Annotated in this window: 17 protein-coding genes; 2 read left to right on the top strand and 15 right to left on the bottom strand. The window is 67.8% G+C overall.

Annotated features, from left to right (window positions below; all coding sequences use genetic code 11):
- The first annotated feature begins 11 nt into the window (after positions 1 to 11).
- Positions 12 to 653: a riboflavin synthase gene (locus tag BM436_RS20230; protein WP_093557342.1), complete on the top strand. Its 642-nt coding sequence runs from the start codon at positions 12 to 14 to the stop codon at positions 651 to 653.
- Here the strand turns inward: BM436_RS20230 and BM436_RS20225 are convergent.
- From BM436_RS20225 to BM436_RS20210, 4 genes are all read right to left on the bottom strand, one after another.
- Positions 650 to 2671, bottom strand: a complete 2022-nt coding sequence (locus BM436_RS20225; protein ID WP_177307366.1) for a TonB-dependent receptor plug domain-containing protein — start codon at positions 2669 to 2671, stop codon at positions 650 to 652. The two genes, BM436_RS20230 and BM436_RS20225, sit on opposite strands and share 4 nt — an antisense overlap.
- Positions 2672 to 2962: 291 nt before the next feature.
- The gene (locus BM436_RS20220; RefSeq protein WP_093557340.1) at positions 2963 to 4804 is read right to left on the bottom strand and encodes a hypothetical protein; all 1842 of its coding nucleotides are present in this window, start codon (positions 4802 to 4804) and stop codon (positions 2963 to 2965) included.
- A gap of 8 nt (positions 4805 to 4812) precedes the next feature.
- Positions 4813 to 5724 (bottom strand): ABC transporter ATP-binding protein, encoded by a 912-nt coding sequence (locus tag BM436_RS20215; RefSeq protein ID WP_093557339.1) that lies wholly within the window; start codon positions 5722 to 5724, stop codon positions 4813 to 4815.
- Positions 5725 to 5726: 2 nt separating this feature from the next.
- Positions 5727 to 6137, bottom strand: coding sequence for a GntR family transcriptional regulator (locus BM436_RS20210; protein ID WP_218164898.1), 411 nt, complete (start codon positions 6135 to 6137; stop codon positions 5727 to 5729).
- A gap of 209 nt (positions 6138 to 6346) precedes the next feature.
- Here BM436_RS20210 and BM436_RS20205 point away from each other — a divergent pair, with 209 nt between their 5' ends.
- A complete protein-coding gene (locus tag BM436_RS20205; protein WP_093557337.1) occupies positions 6347 to 7156 on the top strand; it encodes a substrate-binding periplasmic protein in 810 nt (269 codons plus the stop codon).
- 32 nt (positions 7157 to 7188) lie between these two features.
- On the opposite strand, the gene BM436_RS20200 is transcribed toward BM436_RS20205, so the two are convergent.
- From BM436_RS20200 to BM436_RS20150, 11 genes are all read right to left on the bottom strand, one after another.
- Complete coding sequence (locus BM436_RS20200; RefSeq protein ID WP_093557336.1) at positions 7189 to 7857, bottom strand: TetR/AcrR family transcriptional regulator; 669 nt, start codon at positions 7855 to 7857, stop codon at positions 7189 to 7191.
- Between the two features lie 77 nt (positions 7858 to 7934).
- Positions 7935 to 8357 carry an OsmC family protein gene (locus tag BM436_RS20195; RefSeq protein WP_093557335.1) on the bottom strand — a complete coding sequence of 141 codons (423 nt, stop codon included), beginning with the start codon at positions 8355 to 8357 and terminating at the stop codon, positions 7935 to 7937.
- A 70-nt stretch (positions 8358 to 8427) separates the two neighbouring features.
- The gene (locus BM436_RS20190) at positions 8428 to 8733 is read right to left on the bottom strand and encodes a DUF971 domain-containing protein (RefSeq protein ID WP_093557334.1); all 306 of its coding nucleotides are present in this window, start codon (positions 8731 to 8733) and stop codon (positions 8428 to 8430) included.
- Complete coding sequence (locus BM436_RS20185; RefSeq protein ID WP_093557333.1) at positions 8730 to 9704, bottom strand: HEAT repeat domain-containing protein; 975 nt, start codon at positions 9702 to 9704, stop codon at positions 8730 to 8732. Before BM436_RS20185 ends, BM436_RS20190 begins: the two co-directional genes overlap by 4 nt.
- Complete coding sequence (locus BM436_RS20180) at positions 9701 to 10567, bottom strand: ABC transporter ATP-binding protein (protein WP_093557332.1); 867 nt, start codon at positions 10565 to 10567, stop codon at positions 9701 to 9703. Before BM436_RS20180 ends, BM436_RS20185 begins: the two co-directional genes overlap by 4 nt.
- Positions 10564 to 11466, bottom strand: coding sequence for an ABC transporter permease (locus tag BM436_RS20175; RefSeq protein ID WP_093557331.1), 903 nt, complete (start codon positions 11464 to 11466; stop codon positions 10564 to 10566). Before BM436_RS20175 ends, BM436_RS20180 begins: the two co-directional genes overlap by 4 nt.
- Positions 11467 to 11480: 14 nt before the next feature.
- Positions 11481 to 12884 (bottom strand): ABC transporter substrate-binding protein, encoded by a 1404-nt coding sequence (locus BM436_RS20170; RefSeq protein WP_093557330.1) that lies wholly within the window; start codon positions 12882 to 12884, stop codon positions 11481 to 11483.
- 10 nt (positions 12885 to 12894) lie between these two features.
- A complete protein-coding gene (locus BM436_RS20165; RefSeq protein WP_093557329.1) occupies positions 12895 to 13128 on the bottom strand; it encodes a 4Fe-4S dicluster domain-containing protein in 234 nt (77 codons plus the stop codon).
- Positions 13129 to 13141: 13 nt separating this feature from the next.
- Complete coding sequence (locus tag BM436_RS20160; protein ID WP_093557328.1) at positions 13142 to 14887, bottom strand: fumarate reductase/succinate dehydrogenase flavoprotein subunit; 1746 nt, start codon at positions 14885 to 14887, stop codon at positions 13142 to 13144.
- Positions 14888 to 14901: 14 nt separating this feature from the next.
- Entirely contained in the window at positions 14902 to 15687 is a 786-nt protein-coding gene (locus tag BM436_RS20155) for a GntR family transcriptional regulator (RefSeq protein ID WP_093557327.1), read from the bottom strand.
- A gap of 252 nt (positions 15688 to 15939) precedes the next feature.
- Positions 15940 to 16833, bottom strand: coding sequence for an SMP-30/gluconolactonase/LRE family protein (locus tag BM436_RS20150; protein ID WP_229490537.1), 894 nt, complete (start codon positions 16831 to 16833; stop codon positions 15940 to 15942).
- Positions 16834 to 16836: the final 3 nt, after the last annotated feature.

The raw sequence follows: 16836 nt of genomic DNA, 5'->3' as shown, positions 1-16836 counted from the left end.
ACCTTACGACTATGTTTACTGGAATCGTTGCCGCCGTCGGCAAAATCACCTCGGTGCAGCCGCTGGCGGGCGGCCATGACGCCGGCGTGCGCCTGGAAATCGACGCCGGCGGCCTGCCGCTGGCCGACGTCGCCCTGGGCGACTCCATCGCCCTGAACGGCGCCTGCATGACCGTGATCGAAAAGACCGCCACCACCTTCAAGGTCGACGTCTCGCGCGAAAGCCTGAACTGCACCGTGGGCCTGGACGGCACCACCGAGGTGAATCTGGAAAAAGCCCTGACCCTGGCCGAGCGCCTGGGTGGCCACCTGGTGTCCGGCCACGTGGACGGGCTGGGCGTGGTGCGCAAGTTCGAGCCGGTGGGCGAATCGTGGGAGCTGGTCATCGAAGCCCCGCGCGACCTGGCCAAGTACCTGGCGTTCAAGGGTTCCGTGGTGGTGAACGGCGTCTCGCTGACCGTCAACCGCGTGACCGACATCGGCAGCGGCGACGACCTGGTGTGCCAGTTCTCGATCAACCTGATCCCGCACACCATTTCGGTCACCACGCTGAAGCACCTGGCGGCCGGCAAAAAGGTCAACCTGGAGATCGACCTCATCGCGCGCTACGTCGAGCGGATGCTGTCGGTATCCAGTGTGACCATGAATGGTTAGAAACGGTACTCGTGCTGGGCGCGCCAGGAAACATAGCCTGCGCGACGTTCGTCGCTCTGGACGCTGCCATACGGATCGGCATAGCGCGCGGACCCGGACTGGCCGACCTTGAGCAGATTGAGCACGGTAAACCGCAGTTGGCTGCGCGGGCCGAACTTGTGGACCGCGTACGCTTCCAGGGCTCGCTGCGCCGAGCGCAATTTCGATTCGTACAAGGCGTCGCGCGTCCAGCCGCCCGCCACCAGCGCCAGGCTCGCGCCGCCGCTCCAGGCGCCCTTGGCATAGTCGGCGCCGAAATTGGCCGACCAGCGCGGCTGGCCGTTGAGACGGTTGTCCGGCCCGGGCACGCCCTCGACCCGCGACCAGTTGCGGCTGACGCTGGCGCGCAAATCGACCTGCGCGGCGGTGTCCATGACGGCCTTGAGCGGAAACTTCGACTCGAGTTCGATGCCGCGCACATGGGCCGTGCCGAGGTTTTGCGGCACCGCGACCCAACGGCCGCCGTTGTAGGCGACTTCGCCGCGGATCAGGCCTTCGATTTCGCGCACGCTCGCGCTCGCCGACACAAGCGCGCCCTCCGCCCAGTAGTGCTCGTAAGCGAAGTCGACCCCGCGCGCCAGCTCCGGCTTGAGCCGGGGATTGCCGGTGAAGTCGGGTGAAATCTCGGTATTGAACGAGGTATAGAAGTGGCGCGGCACCATGCGGCTCAGTTCGGGCGCCTTGAAGGTCCGCGTCAGCGCCAGGCGCAACTGGTCGCCCTTGGCGCCGGGAACTTTCCACAAGGTTTGCGCGAGCGGGCTGAGCACTTGCAACTGCGATCGCGAGGTCGGAATGCCGGCGCCGCTGGTCCGGGAGCGCATCGCCTCGCCCCGCATGCCCAGGTAGATCGACCAGGCCGGGGAGATATCCCATTCATCCTGCGCGTACAGCGCCACGCGCGTGATCCGGGCATCGAAGCCGTTGTCGAAATCGAAGGGCACGTTCCCGGGCGGCACGCGGTCCACCTGGTTTTCGCGTTCGCCGCGTCGGTTGTGGCCCGTGTCCCAGCCGATCCCGAGCGCATGCCCCCGCGCCCACGGCATCGACAACTTGCCGCTCCAGGACAGGCCCTCGTCCTGGATATCGCTCACGTAGTCGCGGTCCAGCACCGGCGTCGCCGCGTCGTTGCGCGCCACACGGAAAAGTCCGCGCTGGTTGTCGGAGAGGGCGACGCCGATTTTGGTATCCAGCCTGCCGGTCCCGCCTATCCCGGCGACCCAGCTGACGTCGGAGCGCACGCTTGTGGTGTTGCCGAAGTAGCTGGTTTGCAATGCCGCATAGGGGTGGCGTTGACCGGCGGAGGTGCTGGTGCTTTGCTCGCCGGCGCCGTGCGCCCGGCCATCGGCCACAAACGTTTGCCACGTCACGCTGTCGATGCCGTCCAATTTCCAGTTCAGCCGCGCGTTCAGGTTCACGGCCGTATAGGCGTTGTCATTGTCGGAACGGGTTTCATACTGCTGGAGCCGCTTGCCGGCGGCGTCGCGCCGGTCGACCGATTCCACCGGCGCCAGGTGCGCGTTCTGGTGCAGCAGGGTGGCGCCCAGCGTGTAGGAAAAGGCGTCGATTTTGTTCGACATGGCCAGGTTCAGCTGTTGCGAACGGCTTCCGGGGCCGGCGCCCACACCGCTCTTGATCTCGCGCGAGGCCTTCGCCACGGCCTTTTTCAGCACGATATTGACCGTGCCCGCGATCGACTGGGTGCTGAATTCCGCGGTCGCGGCGCGGATGATCTCGATGCGCTCAACCATATCCGGCGCCAGGGAATCGAGCGAAAATCCAGCCGGGGGCCGTTCCCCGTTGAGCAGGATTTGGGTATAGCCATTGCCCAGCCCACGCATGCGCACCGACGAATCGCTGACCGTCAAGCCGGGCAGGCGCTTCATGACGTCGAGCACCGAGGGATCGCCGAATTTCGCGATTTCCGCCTGGTTGATGACAATCTTGGCGGCGGTGTCGTTGCGGCGGGCGCTGTCCGCCATGCCCTTGACCTCCACCGTCGCTGGCGGCGCCCCATTTGACGCTGGCGCTTGTTGAGCCCAGGCGTTCGACATGACGCCGAGCGCCACAACCGTGATAAGCGCGGTCCGTGTAAAAATCATAGAGATAGATGAAAGATGATGCGTTGAAGAGTCGCGCCGCTATCGAATCGGGATGCGGCGTGAAGGTCGGGTGACGATGTTATCGATATCATAATAGCTATCGGCATGCTATCGCTATCCTGCGTGTTTGAAAACAAATATTTGGGCAATACCGCTTGGGATCGACCGGCGTTAGCCGCTCGCGGCGACGGCATCCGGTTGCGCGACGGCGGCGGGCTCGCGGCGCGCCCGCGGCTCCAGTATGGCCAGCGCGCAGAAGGCCGCCGGGCCAAGCAGCAGGCAAGCGGCGATCCACGCCCGGCGCTGGGAACCGCGCGGACCAAGCCACCACAGCGCCGCCAGCGCGGACAGCAGCGACACCGCCAGCGCGGCGAACCACACAGGCGCGGGACGGACCGCCAGGTAGGCGTTGTCGAACCGCTTCTGTCCCGCGTCGAGCACCATGCCCTTGTCGATCAGCAGGTCGGGCAACGCGACGACGGCGTGCAGCACGGGGGAGAGCCACCAGTCCTTGTGCTCGAACAGCCGGGGGAAGTCGTGGGTCATCGCGCGCTGCCCGACCTGCGCGGCGTGGCCGGCCGGGTCGACGAATACCGTCACCTGGCGCGCCTCGCCCGCGCCGTCCGCCATGCGCGCGCTGTGGGTGAAGGTGGCGAGCGTCCCTTCCGCCAATTCGGCCACGTCCACGCGCGCCAAGGTGGAGGCGTCATGGGCGAGGCGTACGCTGAACGCCTCGGGCCACATGCCGGCCGCGCCGTCCTTGTACGCGAGCAGCCGATGGTTGGTCACGAGGTAGACATGGGCGCCGATTTTCGTTGGCACGTGCAGCAACTGTTCCGATCCGGCCAGCGCGACGCGCGGGGTCAACTGGCGCGTGTCCTGGCCGATCTGGTAGGCCTGCTGCGGCGTGACGAGATAACCCCGGTGGTTCGCGACCCTCACCGCGGGCGGCGCCGGGAACGCCGCGCCGCTGCCGTATCCGGCCGCGCCGTACCAGCCAAGCGCCGTGCCGCGGCGGCGGTCCATGCCCTGGTAGCGCATGTCGTCGTGGCTGAAGCTCCAGGTCGCGGCATCGGTATACCAGCGGGCGTCGCCTTCATTGCTCAGCATGTGGCGGACCGGGTATTGCCGCTGGTCCGGCAGCATGCTTCCCGGTTTGACCAAGGGGATCTGCCGCCGCCACCCGGCGGCGCGCGGATCGCTTGAGCCAGCCAGGCCGGCCAGCATGTTTTCCGAGCCAAGCGCGCGTGTCGCCTCGATATGGCCGCCGGCCGGCGCGGCGGGCATGCTGAACGGGTGCGCGCCCGAAAGGACTTGGCCGTACTGGAAAAGAGTGGAGCCGGCCCAGAGCAGCACGAAGTAGCAGCTGATCTGCAGCGGGATGGCGGTGGCGAGCTTGCCGGCGATGGAGGCCGGCGGCGCCATGCGGTCGGGCTTGAACGCGCCGTAGACGATGAACGCCAGCAGCGCCACGCACGCGCAGGCCAACGGGACCAGCACGAGGCCGGAGGCCATCCGTAGAAGAACCAGCATGGGCAGAACCAGTATCACGACCGCGCTCTTGCTGCGGTTGAGGACGATGTAGCTCCCCGCCAGCCACGCGATCAGCGTGAACAGCGTCAGCTGTGTCGCGGCCAGGTAATGGCGGGCGTCCACCGTGCGCGCCGTGAGCGCGTCCAGGATGCCGACCGCGGCCAGCGAGGGTATGCCGACGCAAAGCGCGATCAGCAACGCCGACGCCAGCATCACGCCCGCGAACACGCGCCAGCGCGGCAGCGGGCGGTGCAGCAGCCAGATCCAGCGCGCGGGCTGGCGATAGCTGCCGAACTGGTAGAGGGCGAAGGCCATCCCACACAGCATGTACAGCGCCAGGATGACGAGGTGGATTTCGCGCCGTTCCTGAAGGATGTCGGCGAGCTGGTTGGCCAGCAGGAGCAGCATCGAATTGGCGGTGGCGAAGAGGATGGCCGGCGTGCGGAAGCGGCGGCACTCGGAGATGAACAGGTCGAGCATGATGATCCTTAAGCGGCGCGGGGCGTGGTGGAGATGTGGCCTTTGGCGAGGTAGCCGTTGACGGCGCGGTCCAGGCTCACGGGCATGGAGTGCACGCTACGCGCGCCCAGCAGCTTCAGGCGCGCGTCGAAGCCCTCGTCCTGGTCGAACACCATGAGGTGGGTCATTTCGTCGATGCGCCGCGCCTCCAGCACGCCGGGCAGCAAGCGCGTGTCCGGCGCCTTGAACGGGAACTCGGCGACCCACAGCCGCACGCGGGCGCAAAACGCGGCGGGTTCGGATTGGTGGCGCAGCTGTCCGCGTTCGAGAATGACGAGATTGTCGGCCACGCGCTCGATTTCCTCCATCTGGTGCGAGCAATAGATGATGGTCGCGCCGCTGTCGTAGCTGGTTTGCATGAGGGCTTCGAGGAAGGCGCGCTTGGCCACCACGTCCAGGCCGAGCGTGGGCTCGTCGAGGATCAGCAGTTCCGGGCCTTGCGCCAGCGCGAGCGCCAGGTTGACCCCGGCGCGTTCGCCGCGCGAGAGCTGCGCGATCTTCTGGTCGGCGTGGACGTTGAAGTTGTGGACGACGTCCCGGTAGCGGCCATCGTCCCAGCGCGCGTACTGCCGGCGCTGCATGGCGGCGAGTTCGTCGACACGCATCCAGCCGGGCAGCGTGTGTTCCTCGTTGACGAAGCCGACCCGCCCGCGCACGTCCGGCGTCAGCCCGCCGCTGGCGCAGCCGAGCAAACGCGCGCTGCCCGCGCTGGGCGTTTCGAAGCCCAGCAAGACGCGGAACAGCGAGGACTTGCCCGCGCCGTTCGCGCCGACGATGGCGTGGATGCCGCCGCGCTCGATGGTGAGGGTGAGATGGTCGAGCGCCATCTTGCGCTTGTATTGCAGGCACAAGTCCTCGGTGTGGATGACTGGCGTGTCCATGTTCAGGCGAGCTTCCTGGGTTGGCATTGTTCGAGTTCACCGGCGACGCGGTCGAGCACCGTGGCGTTCGGGTAGTCGAGGCCGATCACGTCGCCGACAAAGCGCTGCACGGCGTCGTCGAGCCGGCGCGAGCGCTCCTCGTTCGACAAGCGCTGCCGCGGCACCGCCACGAACAGGCCGAGCCCGGCGCGGGCGTCGAGCCATCCTTCCTGCGTCAGTTCGCCGTAGGCCTTGGCGACCGTGTTGGGATTGATGGACAGTTGCTGGGCCAGGCCGCGAACACTGGGCAGGGCGGCGCCGACGGGCAGGTCCCCGCTCGCGACCAGGCGGCGCACGCCGTCGACGATCTGGCGGTGGATGGGGCGGGGATCGCCGGTGGCGATGTGCAGCATGAGCGGGACGCGGAGTGTCATGGGGTGAATTCCTGTACTAGTATTGATAGTACAGTAACATCGCGACGTGCGTGGCGTCAAGCGACTTGATGCACGGCCGCCAGGTGCTTGCCATTGGGTAATGGCCGCGTTCCGAATGGCTTGAGCGGGTCGCCGAATCGGTATATGTTGGACGCATGCCCGCGTTCGCGTCGAAAACCCGGTTCCGCCGATTGCTTTGCCGCTGCGCCATGGTCGGCCTGTTGCTGACGATGGCGCCGGCCTGGTGCGCGCTGAACGTGGTGTACCCGCGCATCGACGAGCGGCCGCCGGACGACTACGGCTACAAGGTGCTGGAACTGGCGCTGGCGAAGTCCGGCGTGCCGCACGCGCTGTCCATGTCGAAGGTGAAAATGAACCAGGAGCGCGCCCGCCTCCTGCTGGAGCGGGGCGAGATCTCGGTGCTGGACGCGGGCGTCAGCGCGGACTTCGAGGCGCGCTACGATCCGGTCTACTTTCCCCTGGACCGAGGCCTGAGCGGCTACCGGCTGCTCCTCATCCACAAGGAGCGCGCGCCGGACTTCGCGCGCATACGGACGCTGGGTCAGCTGGCGGAAATGACCGCCGGCCAGGGCCCGGGATGGGCCGACATCAAGATCCTGAGCGCGGCGGGCATCGGCGTGAAGACCGCCGAATTCGCGTCGCTGTTCCGCATGGTGAACGCGAAACGCATCGACTTCTATCCGCTGGGCGCGGACGAGATCTTGCCGCTGCTGGAGCGCTACAGGGCGCAGGCGCCCGACGTCGTCGTCGAACCCCATCTGGCCCTGCACTATCCGTTCGCCAGGCTGTTCTTTGTCCGCAAGGGCGACCAGGAGCTGCGCGACGCGATCCACGCGGGACTGCGCAAGGCGTTCGCCGACGGCAGCCTGCAAAAGCTGCTGGATTTGGATATCCGTTTGCGCGACAACCTGCGGGAGCGCACCATCATCCAGCTCGACAACCCCAATCTCAGCAACGCCTTCCGGCAGATACCGAGGGAATACTTCCACCTGCCGTGAGCCTGCGCGGCGCCGCGGCGAAAACAAAGTGCTTACGCGGGCCGGGGCGGGGAGCGCAGGATGAAGGTCACCGCGCTGTCGGCCAGGTCCCGCAGCGCGATGGCGCCGCCCGGCTTGTACCATTGGGCGGTCCAGTTCAGGGCGCCGAACATCAGCAGGCGGTCGAAGCGGGTCGGCATCGCCCACTCGCCGGACGCGTGCAGCGCCTTCAGCACCCCGTCCCAGATGGCCTCGTAGCGGTCCTTCAGCTTGATGATGCGGGCGCGCGACAGCGGGTCCAGCGAGCGCCATTCGTACAGCAGCACGGGGATGAAATCGTGGTTGGGCGCCAGCAGCGTTTGCAGGTGCACCTCCACCAGGCGCCGCAGCGCGTCGCGCGGCGCCAGCGTGTGCAGGGCGATGGCCTCGATGTCGGCCAGCGACTGCGTCATCCCTTGCTCCATCACGGCCGCCAGGATGTCCTGCTTGGTCTTGAAGTGGTAGAACCAGCTGCCCGAATGGATGCCGGCGGCCGCCGCGATGTCGCGCACCGTGGTGTTGTCGTAGCCCTGGGTGCGGAACAGGAAAGCGGATTTTTTTATCAGCTCCCCGCGCAGGCTGTCGTTCTCGCTCTTCGCGGGGCGGCCGCGCCGTTTCGGCGCCATGGCGGGCGCCGGGGCGGCGGAAAGGGCGCTGAGGGCGGGCTGGGGTTTGCTGGGCATACGGACGCTCGGGCTCGGAAGCGAGTCCCATTTATACCATCAACCCGCGCGCCCTCCAAGCGCGCGAAAGTAACTGCTTACAGCAACGTCGCGTCGAGGGTGATGGCGGCGTTGAGCAGTTTGGAGACCGGGCAGCCGGCTTTCGCCTTGGCGGTCAGCTCGTCGAAGGTGGCCTTGTCCGCGCCGGGGATCTTCGCCTGCAGCGTCAGGTGCACGGCGGTGATGGAATAGCCGTCGCCGTCCTTGTCCAGCGTGACCTCGGCCCTGGTTTCCATCTTCTCCGCCACCAGCTTGGCTTCGCCCAGGATCAGCGACAGCGCCATCGTGAAGCAGCCGGCGTGGGCGGCGCCTATCAGTTCCTCCGGGTTGGTGCCCGGCTTGCCCTCGAAGCGGCTGGCGAAGCCGTAGGGGTAGTCCTTCAGCGCGCCGCTATTGGTGCTGATGGCGCCTTTGCCGTCCTTGATGCCGCCCGACCAGACGGCAGATCCGTGAGTCTTCATCGTCGCTCCTTTCAGTACGTTGTACAGGGAGCGACCATCCTATGCCGATCGTGGATTTCGCGCCGCTCACTTAAGGGATAGGCGTTTCCGGGATGGACGGCTCCAGCGACTCCAGCAGCCGCCACGGGTAGATGCCGCGGTCGTGCCCGTCGCTGAAGACCAGTTGCACGCCGTAGGCGCCGACCGGGACGATGTCGATCAGGCGGATGCTGTTGTCCACCTGCAATTCCTCGCCGCGGCGGCGCAGCGCCTTGCAGTCGGCGCAGTGGCAGCGCGCGCGCAGCCCGGCGTGGCTGAGGCGGCGCGTTTCGCCGCCCTCCAGCGCCAGCTCCAGCGTGCCGGCGGCGCGGTCGTTGCTGATGCCCTGGATGCTCACGCGGCGCTCCCGGCGGTCTTCCGGATCTGGCCGATGGCGAGGCGGGCCGATTTGCGGACCTCGGGGTCGGCGTCGTCCTGGATCGCGGCCAGCGCGGGCAGGGCGCGCGCGTCGCCGATCTCGCCCAGCGCCAGCGCGGCCTCCTTGCGCAGGTTGGCGATGGTGTGCGACAGGGCGGCGGCCAGCGGCGCGATGGCGCCGGCGTGGCGCAGCCGGCCCAGGCCGCGGGCGGCGCGCAGGCGCACCTGCCAGTAGTCGTCGTCCAGCAGCGCGGTCAGCGCGCCGGCGGCGGAGGCGGGGCGCAGCTTGCCCAAGGTGGTCGCCGCTTCCTCGCGCACCTGCCAGACCGGGTCGGCGAGGGCGTTCAGCAGCGTGTCGAGCACATGGGCGGGGACGGCGTCGCCGGCGTAGCCCAGCGCGCCGATGGCGGCGCGGCGCACCTCGGGCGCGGCGTCGCCGCGGGCGGCGGCGGTCAGCGGCGTGAGCGCGTCGGGATGCTTCAGGTAGCCGAGCACGGAGACGGCCTCGCGGCGCACGGTGGCGTCGGCGTCCTCCAGCGCGACCAGGGCGGGGCCGAGGCTGCCGGGCACGCGCAACTCGCGCAGCCCCCGCAGGACGGCGGCGCGCACGTACGGCGAGGCGTGCGACACATGCGGCAGCAGCGGCGCGGCGGACGAGGTCTGCTTCAATTCGGACAGCGTCTGCGCGGCGGCGGCCCGCACGTCCTCGTCGGCGTCGGCCAGCGCCAGCGCCAGGGCCGCCGTGCCTTCCGGGCTTTCGCAGGATTCCAGCGCGCGGGCGGCCTGGGTGCGCACGTCGGCGGCGGGATCGTTCAGCGCGGCGATGAAGACGGGGATGTGCTCGTCGTCGGCGTAGTCGGCCAGTTCCAGCAGGGCGATGCGGCGCACGCCGCTGTCCTCGTGCCGGATGCGGGCCAGCAGTTCGGGATCGTCGTTCAGGATGGTAGTCATGCGGTCTTTCGTATCAGGGTGGGGTTGGCCGGGCCCAGTGGGCTGAGGCGTTCCAATGGCAACTGGTGCACCGACGGGTGCAGCAGCGCCATGCAATGGCGCTTGAGGCGCGTGAATTCGGGCGAGGTCACCAGCTCTGCGTCGCGCGGACGGTCGAAGTCCAGCCGCAGTTCCTCGACGATGCGGCCGGGGCGCGGGCTCATGACCAGGATGCGGTCGGCCAGGAACAGGGCCTCGTCGATGTCGTGCGTGATGAAGACGATGGTGGTCTTGATGCGCGCCCACACGTCCAGCAGCAACTGCTGCATCATCAGCCGGGTTTGCGCGTCGAGCGCGCCGAAGGGCTCGTCCATCAGCATCACGCGCGGATGGTTGATCAGCACGCGGGCGATCTCCACGCGCTGCTTCATGCCGCCCGACAGCTGCGACGGGTAGTGGTGCTCGAAACCCTTCAGACCCACCAGCTCGATCAGCTCCAGCGCGCGGGCGTGGCGCTCGGCGCGCGGCACGCCCTTCATCTTCAGGCCGAAGGCCACGTTCTGCAGCACCTTCTTCCACGGGAACAGCGTGTGCTGCTGGAACACCAGGCCGCGCTCGGGATGCGGTCCCCGCACGCGCTGGCCGTCCACGGCGATGCCGCCCCGGCTCGGGTCCAGGTGGCCCGCCAGGGCGCCCAGCAAGGTGGATTTGCCGCAGCCGGAGGGGCCGAGCAGGCAGACGAATTCGCCGGGCGCCACGGCCAGGCTCACGTCCCGCACCGCCTCGAAGGCGCGCGCGCCCTGGCCGAGATGGATGTGCAGGCGCTCGATGCTGATTTGCCCGGTGGCCGGGCCACCCGCTTTTGTGTTCGATCCTGTGCTCATGGTTTTTTCTCCTCTGTTTGCCAAGGCATGAGCGCGTGGCCCAGCCGCTTGATCAGGGCGCTGCTGCCCATGCCGAACACGCCGATGAACAGCATGCCGACCACGATCTCGGCGTAGTTCTGCACCGTGTACGAGGCCCAGGTGTAGTAGCCGATGCCGAACTGGCCGGAGATCATCTCCGCCGTCACCAGGCAGAACCAGGCCGTGCCCATGCCGATCGCCAGGCCGGTCACCACGCTGGGCGCGGCGCCGGGCAGGATCACGTCGGTGAAGATCGACAGCCGGCCGCTGCCCAGGCTGCGGGCCGAGGCCACCAGCCGGGCGTCCACGTGCTCCACGCCGTGGATGGTGTTGAGCAGGATGGGGAACAGCGCGCCGGTGAAGGTGATGAACACCATCGACATTTCGGACGAGGGGAACATCAGGATCGCCAGCGGTATCCACGCCACGGCGGGAATGGGGCGCAGCATTTCCAGCGGCGGCAGCAGCACGTCCTCGGCCCAGCGCGAGCGGCCGATCAGCAGGCCGAGGGCGATGCCGGCCGCCGCCGCCGCGGCGAAGCCGGCGAACACGCGCGCCAGGCTGGCGCCCAGGTGCTGGCCGAGCTTCGGCGAGCGCACCAGGTCCAGGCCCGCGTTCAGCACCTCCACCGGCGGCGGCACGTTCTGGAACGTGACCAGGCCGAAGTCGACGCGGTGGGTCGAGGCCCAGTGCCAGCCCAGCAGGCACAGGGCCAGCGAGGCGAGGCGCAGGAACAGGTGGCCCGCGCGGGCGCCCGCCTCGGCCAGCGAGCGGGCCGCCGGCGGATGCGGCTCCCCCCCCGTCGCCGCGCCGCGCGGCGATGGCTGCTCGCCCGCGCCCGCGGGCAGGCCCGGTACGGTTTGTGCGGCTGTGCTCATGCTGCGTCTCCCTGTCAGATGGCGGCGGATTTCGCCGCGCTAAAGTCCAGCACCTTGCCGCCGTTCTTCCTGGCCCAGGCCTCGGCCGCGTCCTTCAACAGGAAGCTGCTGATCTCCTTCTTCGAGCTGACGAACCACGCGTCCTCGGCCAGCAGTTTCAGGCCGCTGTTGCGGTCGTGCGCGTACACCACGCGGACCTTCTTGCCGGCCTTCTCCAGCTTGGCCAGTTCGCCGAACGCGGCCTCGGTGGAGGCGTAGGAGCGCACCAGCGGCTCGCCGTCCACCCACAGCTGCGCCACGCGCTTGAAGTCGGTGATGGCCTTGCCGGTGGCGGCGTCCTTGGCGGTCAATGGCTGGCGGCCGTAGTTCTTCAGCTTGGCGTCGTAGTCGATGCCGGCCTGCTTGAACGCCGTTTTCAGGTACTGGTCGTTGATGAAGGTGTTCACGTCCAGCCCCGCGTCGGTGCGCTTCATCAGCAGCAGCGTCTCGATCGACGTCTTCACCGCCTGGCGGTATTCCGGCTTCCAGGTGAAGTCGCGCGTCTGCAGGCCGAGCGGGCCGTGGAACAGGTAGTTCACCTCGGCCTCGATGCCGGTCACCTTGGCGATCAACTCGCTGTACTTCTCGGGTTCGGCGGCGATCAGGCGTTCCGCCTCGATGGCGGCGCGCAGGTAGGCCACCACGATCTCCGGATACTTCCTGGCGAAGTCGGTGTCCACCAGGCTGCCGTGCAGGGTGGGCGCGTTGGCCTGCGAGCCGTCGAAGATCTTGCGGGCGTAGCCGCGGTGCGGGAACAGTTCGGCGAAGGGCACGAAGTCGGCGTGCGCCTCGATCTTGTTGCTCTGCAGGGCGGAGCCGGCCACTTCCGGCGCCTGGGTCACGATGGTCACGTCCTTCTCGGGATCCCAGCCCTGGGCCTTCACGGCGCGCAGCAGCATGCCGTGCGCGGTGGAGGCGAAGGGCACGGAGATGGTCTTGCCTTTCAGTTCGGCCAGCGACTGCACCGGCGACGCCTTCGGCACCACGATGCCGTTGCCGCTGCCCTGCGTGCTGCCGGACAGCACGGTGATGAACTGGCTTTGCTTGCCGGCCTTCTGGAAGGCGGCGCCGTTGAAGGAGCCGGGGAAGTCGGCCATGGAGCCCAGGTCCAGCTTGCCCGCGACCATCTCGTTGGTCAACGGCGCGCCGGAAGTGAAGTTCTTCCACTGGATGTCGTACTGCGCGTCCTTGTACTTGCCGTCGCGCGGCAGGAACTTCTCCAGCAGCTTCAGTTCGCGGATCAGCAGGCCGCCGGTGGCGCAGTTGATGGTGGTGTCCTGCGTGCCGATGGCGACGCGGATGGTTTCTGCGCTGGCGGCGCCGCCGGTGACGGAGGCGATGGCGGTGGACAGCAGCAGGGCGATCAGTTTTTGCTTCATGTGTTAACTCCTAGCGCAGTAAGTAAGGGATATCGACGGTGACGGCGCCGGTGGGGCAGTCTTTTTCGCAAGGCATGCAGTACCAGCACTCGTCGAACTTCATATAGGCTTTGCCCTTGATCATGTCGATCGCCAGCACGTCCAGCGGGCAGGAATCGACGCAGGCGGTGCAGCCCTTGTTGGCGATGCACAGGTCTTCGTCTATGCGTACCGGCAGGCTGGCCGGGATGTAGGCTGTGGTCATGGTGTTGCTCCTTTCATGCGGCGAGCGCTTCGTTGGCCGCCGGTTCCGGTTTCTTCACGCGCAGGTGCTGGTAGGCCGATTTCTCGTGCTCGTCCAGCGGCACGATGTAGGGCGCGATGGGGCGCTTGAAGCAGGTCATCTCGCCGTCCACCTTCTTCACCTGCACGTGCACGAACCAGTCCTGGTCGTTGCGCTCCGGGTAGTCGACGCGGTTGTGGTACAGGCCCCAGCGGCTCTCGGTGCGGTACAGCGAGGCGCGCGCGGCCAGTTCGGCGCAGTCGCGGATCGCGTGGATCTCCATCGCCCGCATCAACTCGTGCGGATTGGCGGCGCTCAGCCGGTCCAGGTCCGCGCGGATCGCCTCGAAGCGCGCCAGGCCCAGTTCCATTTTGCGCGTGACCTTGGGCGGCTGCAGGTAGTCGTTCACCATGCGGCGCAGCTTGTATTCCACCTGGTTGGGCGGCAGGCCGTCCTTGCGGGCCAAAGGCGCCCAGACGCGCGCGCGTTCAAGCTCCACCTGGGCCTCGTCGACCTCGGGCAGCTCGCGCTCGGCGCAGTAGCGCGCCGCGCTCTCGCCGGCCAGCTTGCCGTACACGAAGGCGCCCAGCATATAGTTGTGCGGCACGCAGGCCAGATCGCCGGCCGCGTACAGGCCGGCCACCGTGGTCTCGGCGTGCTCGTTGACCCACACGCCGGAGGCCGAGTGGCCGCTGCACAAGCCGATCTCGGAGATATGCATCTCCACCATGTGCTGCCGGTAGTCGGTGCCTCGGCCCTCGTGGAAGCGCCCGCGGCTGGGACGCTCGTTGGTGTGCAGGATGGTCTCGATGGTGCTGATGGTTTCCTCGGCCAGGTGGTCCAGTTTCAGGAACACGGGGCCGTTGCCGCCCTGGAGTTCGTTGTAGAACTCCTGCATCATCTGGCCGCTCCAGTAGTCGCACTCGATGAAGCGCTCGCCCTTGGCGTTGGTGGTGTAGCCGCCGAAGGGGCCGGTCACGTAGGCGCACGCGGGACCGTTGTAATCCTTGATCAAGGGGTTGATCTGGAAGCACTCGATGCCGCTCAGTTCCGCGCCCGCGTGGTAGGCCATGCTGTAGCCGTCGCCCGCGTTGGTCGGGTTCTCGTAGGTGCCGAACAGGTAGCCGGAAGAGGGCAGGCCGAGGCGGCCGGCCGCGCCGGTGGACAGCACCACGGTCTTGGCGCGCACCACGTGGAAGTCGCCGGTGCGGCAGTCGAAGGCCATGGCGCCGGCGATGCCGCCGTCTTCGGCCGTCAGCAGCCGCGTCGCCACCAGGCGGTTGGTGATCTCCACGCGCGCCCGCTTCAGGCGGCGGTACAGCACCTTCTTGATGTCGTGCCCCTCGGGCATAGGCAGCACGTAGGTGCCCATGTGGTGCACCTTGCGCATCGCGTAGTCGCCGTTTTCATCCTTCTCGAACTTCACGCCCCAGCGGTCCAGCTCCTCGATCATCGGATAGCTGCCCTCGGCGTAGGCCATCACGGTCTTCTGGTTGACGATGCCGTCGTTGGCGGTGGTGATCTCCTCCACGTACTGCTCGGGCGTGGCGAAGCCGGGCACGACGGCGTTGTTCAAGCCGTCCATGCCCATCGAGATGGCGCCGCTGCGCTTGACGTTGGCCTTCTCCAGCAGCAGCACGCGCAGCGCGGGATTGGCTTCCTTGGCCTTGACGGCGGCCATCGGGCCGGCGGTGCCGCCGCCGATCACCAGCACGTCCACTGTTTGGTAATGTGTTTCCATGGTCTCTCCGTTCGTTATGGGTGGCGGCGCGCGACTTGCAGGCGGTACTGGAAGGCGTCGCCGCGGAAGTAGAGGTATTCGAAGTCCAGCGGCACTTGTTGCGAATGCGGTGTGCCGTCCGCGCCCGCGCTGTGGGTCAGGCGTTCCATGCGCAGGATGGCGCTGCCCTCGTCGACGCGCAGCGCGTGCGCCAGCGCCGCGTCGCTCAGCACCGCCTCGATCCGCAGGTCGGCGTGGCCGAGGGTGATGCCGTAGTCGTTTTCCAGGATCGCGAAGATGTCGCGCCCGGCCAGGTCCTCGCCGGCCAGGCGCTCGCCCAGTTCGGCGCGCACATAGGTGATCTCCAGCGACAGCGGCTCGCGGTTCAGGTGGCGCACGCGCTTGATCTCGCACACCGGCTGGTCCTTGGCCAGGCCCAGCTTTTGCGCCACCTTGGCGGAGGCGGGCACGGTCTTGTGGCTGACGACCTGGTTGTAGATCTCGTAGCCCATGCGCGACATGGCCTCGGCCAGTCCCTCGAGCTGGGTCAGTTCCTGGAAGGCCTTGGGCTTGGCGACGAAGGTGCCCTTGCCGGGCACCTTGAAGATCAGGCCCTCCTTTTGCAGGTCGCCCAGCGCCTGGCGCACGGTGATGCGGCTGACGCCGAAGATGGCGCCCAGTTCGCTCTCGGCGGGCAGCTGCGCGTGGGGGGCGTAGCTGCCGTCGAGGATGCGTTCGCGCAGGCGTTCGCGCAGCTGGGTGTGCAGCGGAACGGGCGAGAGCGCTATCGGTTGAAAGACTTGGGATTCGTTGCACGGCATGGCGGCTGACCTGTCATGACAGGTTATGAGTACCTGGAGACACCGAGTCTATTCACGCCCGCGGCGTGGTGGAACGAATAAGATTGCGCTAGCTTATCTGGAGGGGGCGAGTAAGCTTATGCGGGAGGGGGGGGTAAGCATATGCGGTGGCCGCATGGGGAGCCGCGGCTTCAAACCGGGGACAGACCGGCGATCCGCACCGGCTGCCTTTGCGAAGGCGACTGGCGCGGAGGGTCTGTCCCCTTGGTGGCGTTATTTGCCGTAGCGGGCGGGCGGCACGCCGGCCACGTCGAGGTCGACCGCGAACAGGGAGCCGGCCAGCGGCTCGGCGGCGCGCTGTTCCTCGCTCATGCCTTCCCAGGCCGTGGTGATGTACAGCGTCTTCAGGTCCGGCCCGCCGAACACGCAGGACGCGGGCTGCGACAGCGGCATGCGGATGGTGGCCAGCAACTCGCCGTCGGCGCTGTAGCGGCAGACGCGGGCGCCGCCCCATTGCGCGATCCAGACGCAGCCCTCGCTGTCGACCGTCATGCCGTCCGGCGAACCGTCGCCGTCGCCGAACTGGCGCCACAGGCGCGGCTCGCCCAGGCCGCCGTCCTCGGCCACGTCGTAGGCGTAGGTGCGGTTCAGGTAGCTGTCGCTGTGGTACATGGTCTTGCCGTCCAGGCTGAAGGCCGGGCCGTTGCAGATGTGATAATCGTTCAGCACGGCGCTCAGTTCGCCGTCCGCGTCCAGCCGGAACACCTGGCCGTCCGGACGGCTGACGTCGGACCCGTTCATGGAGCCGGCCCAGATGCGGCCCTGGGCGTCGGCCTTGGCGTCGTTCAGGCGCACGCCCTGGTCGGCGGCCACCGGCTTGCCCACGTATTCATAGCGCAGCTCGGGCTCCAGCCACAGGCGCACGATGCCGTCGCGCAGGCCGGCCATGAAGCCGTCGCCGTCGCGGCGCGGAACGATCCAGCAGATGTAGGTGGGCAGCGTCCAGCTGTGGGTGGCGCCGTCGGCGTCCCTGGCGTGCAGGGTGGAACCCTTCAGGTTGACGAAATACAGGCGTTGCTGTTCCGGCAGCCACAGCGGGCCTTCGCCCAGTTCGGCGCCCAGTTGCCACAGCAGGCGGGGTGTGAGGTCTTTGGATTGTGCAGTCACGGC

The sequence above is a fragment of the Pseudoduganella namucuonensis genome (assembly GCF_900116645.1).
Lineage (GTDB): Bacteria > Pseudomonadota > Gammaproteobacteria > Burkholderiales > Burkholderiaceae_D > Rugamonas > Rugamonas namucuonensis.
The sequence above is the reverse complement of the archived record's forward strand: the minus strand, read 5'-3'. Positions and strand labels throughout refer to the sequence as shown.

Excerpts from the sequence above, each read along its gene's own strand:
- BM436_RS20205 (WP_093557337.1), top strand. The coding sequence starts at position 6,347 with ATGGTCGGCCTGTTGCTGACGATGGCGCCGGCCTGGTGCGCGCTGAAC.
- BM436_RS20220 (WP_093557340.1), bottom strand. The coding sequence starts at position 4,804 with ATGCTCGACCTGTTCATCTCCGAGTGCCGCCGCTTCCGCACGCCGGCC.
- BM436_RS20230 (WP_093557342.1), top strand. The coding sequence starts at position 12 with ATGTTTACTGGAATCGTTGCCGCCGTCGGCAAAATCACCTCGGTGCAG.
- BM436_RS20185 (WP_093557333.1), bottom strand. The coding sequence starts at position 9,704 with ATGACTACCATCCTGAACGACGATCCCGAACTGCTGGCCCGCATCCGG.
- BM436_RS20200 (WP_093557336.1), bottom strand. The coding sequence starts at position 7,857 with ATGCCCAGCAAACCCCAGCCCGCCCTCAGCGCCCTTTCCGCCGCCCCG.
- BM436_RS20180 (WP_093557332.1), bottom strand. The coding sequence starts at position 10,567 with ATGAGCACAGGATCGAACACAAAAGCGGGTGGCCCGGCCACCGGGCAA.
- BM436_RS20160 (WP_093557328.1), bottom strand. The coding sequence starts at position 14,887 with ATGGAAACACATTACCAAACAGTGGACGTGCTGGTGATCGGCGGCGGC.
- BM436_RS20170 (WP_093557330.1), bottom strand. The coding sequence starts at position 12,884 with ATGAAGCAAAAACTGATCGCCCTGCTGCTGTCCACCGCCATCGCCTCC.
- BM436_RS20215 (WP_093557339.1), bottom strand. The coding sequence starts at position 5,724 with ATGGACACGCCAGTCATCCACACCGAGGACTTGTGCCTGCAATACAAG.
- BM436_RS20210 (WP_218164898.1), bottom strand. The coding sequence starts at position 6,137 with ATGACACTCCGCGTCCCGCTCATGCTGCACATCGCCACCGGCGATCCC.
- BM436_RS20225 (WP_177307366.1), bottom strand. The coding sequence starts at position 2,671 with ATGGCGGACAGCGCCCGCCGCAACGACACCGCCGCCAAGATTGTCATC.
- BM436_RS20165 (WP_093557329.1), bottom strand. The coding sequence starts at position 13,128 with ATGACCACAGCCTACATCCCGGCCAGCCTGCCGGTACGCATAGACGAA.
- BM436_RS20155 (WP_093557327.1), bottom strand. The coding sequence starts at position 15,687 with ATGCCGTGCAACGAATCCCAAGTCTTTCAACCGATAGCGCTCTCGCCC.
- BM436_RS20175 (WP_093557331.1), bottom strand. The coding sequence starts at position 11,466 with ATGAGCACAGCCGCACAAACCGTACCGGGCCTGCCCGCGGGCGCGGGC.
- BM436_RS20195 (WP_093557335.1), bottom strand. The coding sequence starts at position 8,357 with ATGAAGACTCACGGATCTGCCGTCTGGTCGGGCGGCATCAAGGACGGC.